Genomic DNA, 4595 nt, shown 5'->3' on the forward strand with positions numbered 1-4595 from the left:
TTCCTAATTATAGGAATAAAGCTAAAGTAAACTGACATATATCTGTGTAATCGATAATTTATATTTATAGAACTATATCTATAAAATCTATCTTATTCCATAAGCTTACGATAACGCACCCGACGAGGTTCTATATCCCCCAAACGTTTTTTCTTATTTTCTTCATATTCAGAATAAGAACCCTCAAAGTAAAACACCTGAGAATCTCCTTCAAAAGCCAAAATATGTGTACAAATACGGTCTAAGAACCAACGATCATGAGAAATAACCACTGCGCATCCGGCAAAATTCACAAGACCTTCTTCTAACGCCCGCAAAGTATTAACATCTATATCATTAGTAGGTTCGTCTAATAAAAGGACATTTCCTTCTTCTTTCAGCGCCATAGCTAAATGTAAGCGATTCCGTTCTCCTCCAGAAAGAACTCCGCACAGTTTTTCTTGATCTGCTCCGGTAAAATTAAATCTTGAAAGATAAGCTCTGGCATTTACATCCTTATTTCCCATACGAATCAGATCTTGTTCTCCCGAAATAACCTGATATACGCTCTTCTGGGGATCTATATCTTTGTGAGTCTGATCTACATAAGCGATTTTTACCGTTTCTCCGACATCAAACTCGCCTTTATCGACACTCTCCTGTCCCATTATCAACTTAAAAAGAGTCGTTTTACCAGCCCCATTCGGACCTATCACTCCGACAATACCATTCGGAGGCAATACAAAATTAAGATCATCGAAAAGCAGTTTATCCCCATAGGCTTTTGCAACCCCCTTCGCCTCAATCACTTTATTTCCCAAACGAGGTCCGTTCGGAATGAAAATCTCCAGTTTTTCTTCCCTCTCTTTTTGATCCTCATTCAATAGTTTATCATACGAATTCAAACGAGCCTTTCCTTTCGCATGCCGTGCAGAAGGAGCCATGCGAACCCATTCCAACTCCCGTTCAAGAGTCTTGCGGCGCTTACTCGCTTGTTTCTCTTCTTGTTCCATTCGTTTTGTTTTTTGCTCAAGCCATGAAGAATAGTTTCCTTTCCAAGGAATACCCTCGCCCCTGTCAAGCTCCAATATCCATCCGGCTACATGATCAAGGAAATAACGGTCGTGCGTAATAGCAATAACTGTTCCGGCATATTGCTGCAAATGCTGTTCAAGCCAATCTATCGATTCGGCATCCAAATGGTTGGTAGGTTCGTCCAGCAAAAGAATATCCGGCTGTTGCAACAACAAACGGCATAAAGCGACACGCCGCCGTTCTCCTCCTGAAAGATACTTTACCAACTGATCTTCCGGAGGACACCGCAAAGCATCCATAGCTCGTTCGAGCTTATTATCAAGGTTCCAGGCGTCCGTAGCATCGATTTTGTCCTGTAGCTCAGCCTGACGATTCATCAAAGCATCCATCTTATCCGGATCTTCTAAAATCTCAGGATCGCCAAATTTTAAATTTACAGCTTCATACTCAGCCAATAAGTCCAAAATCGGTTGTACTCCTTCCTGCACAATTTCCTTGACCGTTTTTTCAGGATCGAGTTTCGGTTCTTGTTCCAAGTAACCGACAGTATAACCGGGAGAAAAAACGACATCTCCCTGATAAGATTTTTCAATACCGGCTATTATCTTCAACAACGTAGATTTACCAGAACCGTTAAGACCTATAATCCCGATCTTCGCTCCATAAAAAAACGATAAATAGATATTCTTCAAAACTTGTTTCTGCGGTGGAAAAGTTTTACTGACTCCCACCATCGAAAAAATAATTTTTTTGTCGTCTGCCATTATATTATATATTTATAATTCGTCTTTAATAGCCTGTCTAAATTTTCCAACAAAAAAATATTATCAGGTCATTTCTGTGTTTTCTTCCGGTCTTTTTTCCCGTTTTCCCTCGTCAGATAGCCTATCCTCCTCGTAAAAACAGAAAAATATCCTCGAAAGAAACTCTCAAACCTGACCTGAGCAAAATTGAGACAGGCTCTAAGAAATACAAATATAACGAATAAAACATGTTTTCCAAAGAAGCCGAGTACGTCTCAAAATAGAGAAAGCGTCACGGAAGTATCCGCAACGCTTTCTTTTCTATACTTGGTAACAATACCTATTCGGTTTTTATTGTCAACATCAAGGCCCCCTTCACCAAATGTTCTCCGGGAGTAGCATTTAATTCTGTTACAACTCCTGCAACCGGAGACAATATGCGATTTTGCATTTTCATCGACTCTTGAACGAGTAACAAATCTCCGACTTTCACCGGCTGTCCTACTTCTACCGCATACGAAACGATCGTTCCCGGAAGAATGGAGCGGATCTCGCCAGGCACAGGTTTCACCCATAACGGACGATTGATAAACTTCTTTGTCAATGTCGTTTTATATTTACGGGCTGTAACTGCAAAATCTACTAATTTCACTTTTTCATTTTCCATCTTCAATCTCGATTTATGGATTAGAACGGAGGAATTCCATGTTTCTTCGACGGGCGGGATTCTTCTTTACTTCTTGCCAAAACCAAAGCATGCTTCAAGCTGACACGAGTTTCTCTCGGTTCGATTACAGCATCGATATATCCCTTAGCCGCAGCAACATACGGATTAGCAAATTTCTCGATATATTCTTTTACTTTTTCCTGACGCATTGCGTTCTGGTCTTCAGCCTCCATAATTTCTTTTCTGAAAATAATATTGGCTGCACCTTCCGGTCCCATCACTGCAATTTCTGCACTCGGCCAAGCAAATACGAAGTCTGCTCCTAAATGCCGCGAGTTCATTGCAATATATCCGCCTCCGTACGCTTTACGCAGGATAATAGTGATTTTAGGTACTGTCGCTTCGGAATATGCGTAGAGAACTTTCGCGCCGTGACGAATAACGCCGGCATGCTCCTGATCTACTCCAGGCAAATAACCCGGCATATCCTCGAATGTAACGATAGGAATATTAAAGGCATCGCAATAGCGGATAAAACGGGCAGCCTTATCAGAGCTGTCACAGTCGAGCACTCCGGCCATTACCATAGGCTGATTAGCTACGAATCCGATCGTATCGCCATGGATACGACCAAATCCGATTACGATATTTGCAGCCCAAAGTTGTTGTATTTCAAAGAAATCAGAATCATCTACGACACATTTTATAATATCACGTACGTCGTACGGTTGTTTCGGATCGGCCGGAATGATATCATTGATCGATTTGTCAAAAATCGGTTCTTTAGGTTCCCATGCACGGGCACGTTGCTTATTGTTCCAAGGAATAAACGTCACCAATTTCTTGATTTGTTCAAAACACTCTTGTTCACTTTGGGCATAGAAATGAGCATTACCCGTAATTTCAGCGTGAACTCGAGCTCCTCCTAAGTCTTCCATAGAAATCTCTTCGCCTAAAACGGTCTTGATGACATTAGGGCCTGTAATGAACATTTTCGAAATGTTTTCAACAACGAAAACAAAATCGGTCAATGCCGGAGAATATACCGCACCACCGGCACACGGGCCTAAGATTACCGAAATTTGAGGAATTACACCTGAAGCAATCGTATTGCGATAGAAAATTTCTCCATATCCGGCCAATGCACCCACACCTTCCTGAATACGTGCACCACCGGAATCATTAATCCCGATAATAGGCACTTTCATCTTTAGTGCATGATCCATTATCTTGGTTATCTTACGAGCGTGCATCAAACCGAGAGATCCACCTGCTACGGTAAAATCTTGAGCATAGATACATACAGGAGCGCCAAAGATAGTTCCTGTTCCGGTAATTACTCCGTCTCCGGGTAAAACCTTTTTTTCCATGCCGAAGCCTCTGGCCTCATGCTCTACAAAGAGATCATACTCCTGAAATGAATTTTCATCCAGCAAAGCCAGAATACGATTTCGGGCAGTCAACTTGCCCATCGCCTCCTGCTTTTCAATGGCGGCTTCTCCTCCACCCATCTGCACCAGCGCTTTTTTTTCACGCAATGCTAAAATGTCTTTCTGTAATGAAGTCATAAATTTAGATTCTTAAAATTAAGTGTGTCAATATAAGTATTATTTCTTTACTGCTTTTACCCTATAACCGCAATTTACTTTACCCTTCAGAATACTGTTCAGCTTCGATTTTATAAGCTGTTTGCGAATAGGGGAAAGATGATCGATAAACATTTTTCCTTCAAGATGATCATATTCGTGTTGAATGACACGAGCGACATAACCTTCAAACACTTCGGTATGCTCTACAAAATCCTGATCCCGATACGTTATCTTTATTTTTTCCTGACGAGTCACAGGCTCATGAATTCCGGGCAAACTCAAACATCCCTCTTCCCGGGTTATCTTATCACCGGATACTTCTTCTATATGGGCATTTATCATTGCTTTCCGGTAATCTTTATATTCAGGAAATGTCTCTGAAAGAGCATCCAGATTGATTACAAGCACCCGAATATCCAAACCTATCTGAGGAGCAGCCAGTCCGACCCCGTCCGATTTATCCATCGTTTCGAACATATCTTCAATCAACTTCTTCAAATCAGGATAATCGGCAGTTATGTCCGTTGCGACTTTCCTCAGCACAGGCTGTCCATATAAATAAATTGGTAACAACATATATAT

The 4595-nt window shown here is 41.3% G+C and carries 4 protein-coding genes; all 4 read right to left on the reverse strand.

Features of this window, described 5'->3' with window-relative positions:
• Positions 1-92 precede the first annotated feature (92 nt).
• Entirely contained in the window at positions 93-1778 is a 1686-nt protein-coding gene (gene ettA / locus AC1WHX_RS10650) for an energy-dependent translational throttle protein EttA (RefSeq protein ID WP_302545137.1), read from the reverse strand.
• Between the two features lie 319 nt (positions 1779-2097).
• Positions 2098-2424, reverse strand: a complete 327-nt coding sequence (locus AC1WHX_RS10655) for an acyl-CoA carboxylase biotin carboxyl carrier protein subunit (protein WP_122338359.1) — start codon at positions 2422-2424, stop codon at positions 2098-2100.
• A 20-nt stretch (positions 2425-2444) separates the two neighbouring features.
• Positions 2445-3992, reverse strand: coding sequence for an acyl-CoA carboxylase subunit beta (locus AC1WHX_RS10660; RefSeq protein ID WP_009319652.1), 1548 nt, complete (start codon positions 3990-3992; stop codon positions 2445-2447).
• Positions 3993-4031: 39 nt separating this feature from the next.
• A complete protein-coding gene (gene def, locus AC1WHX_RS10665) occupies positions 4032-4589 on the reverse strand; it encodes a peptide deformylase (protein ID WP_009319653.1) in 558 nt (185 codons plus the stop codon).
• Positions 4590-4595 lie beyond the last annotated feature (6 nt).

The organism is Coprobacter sp., from assembly GCF_982436375.1.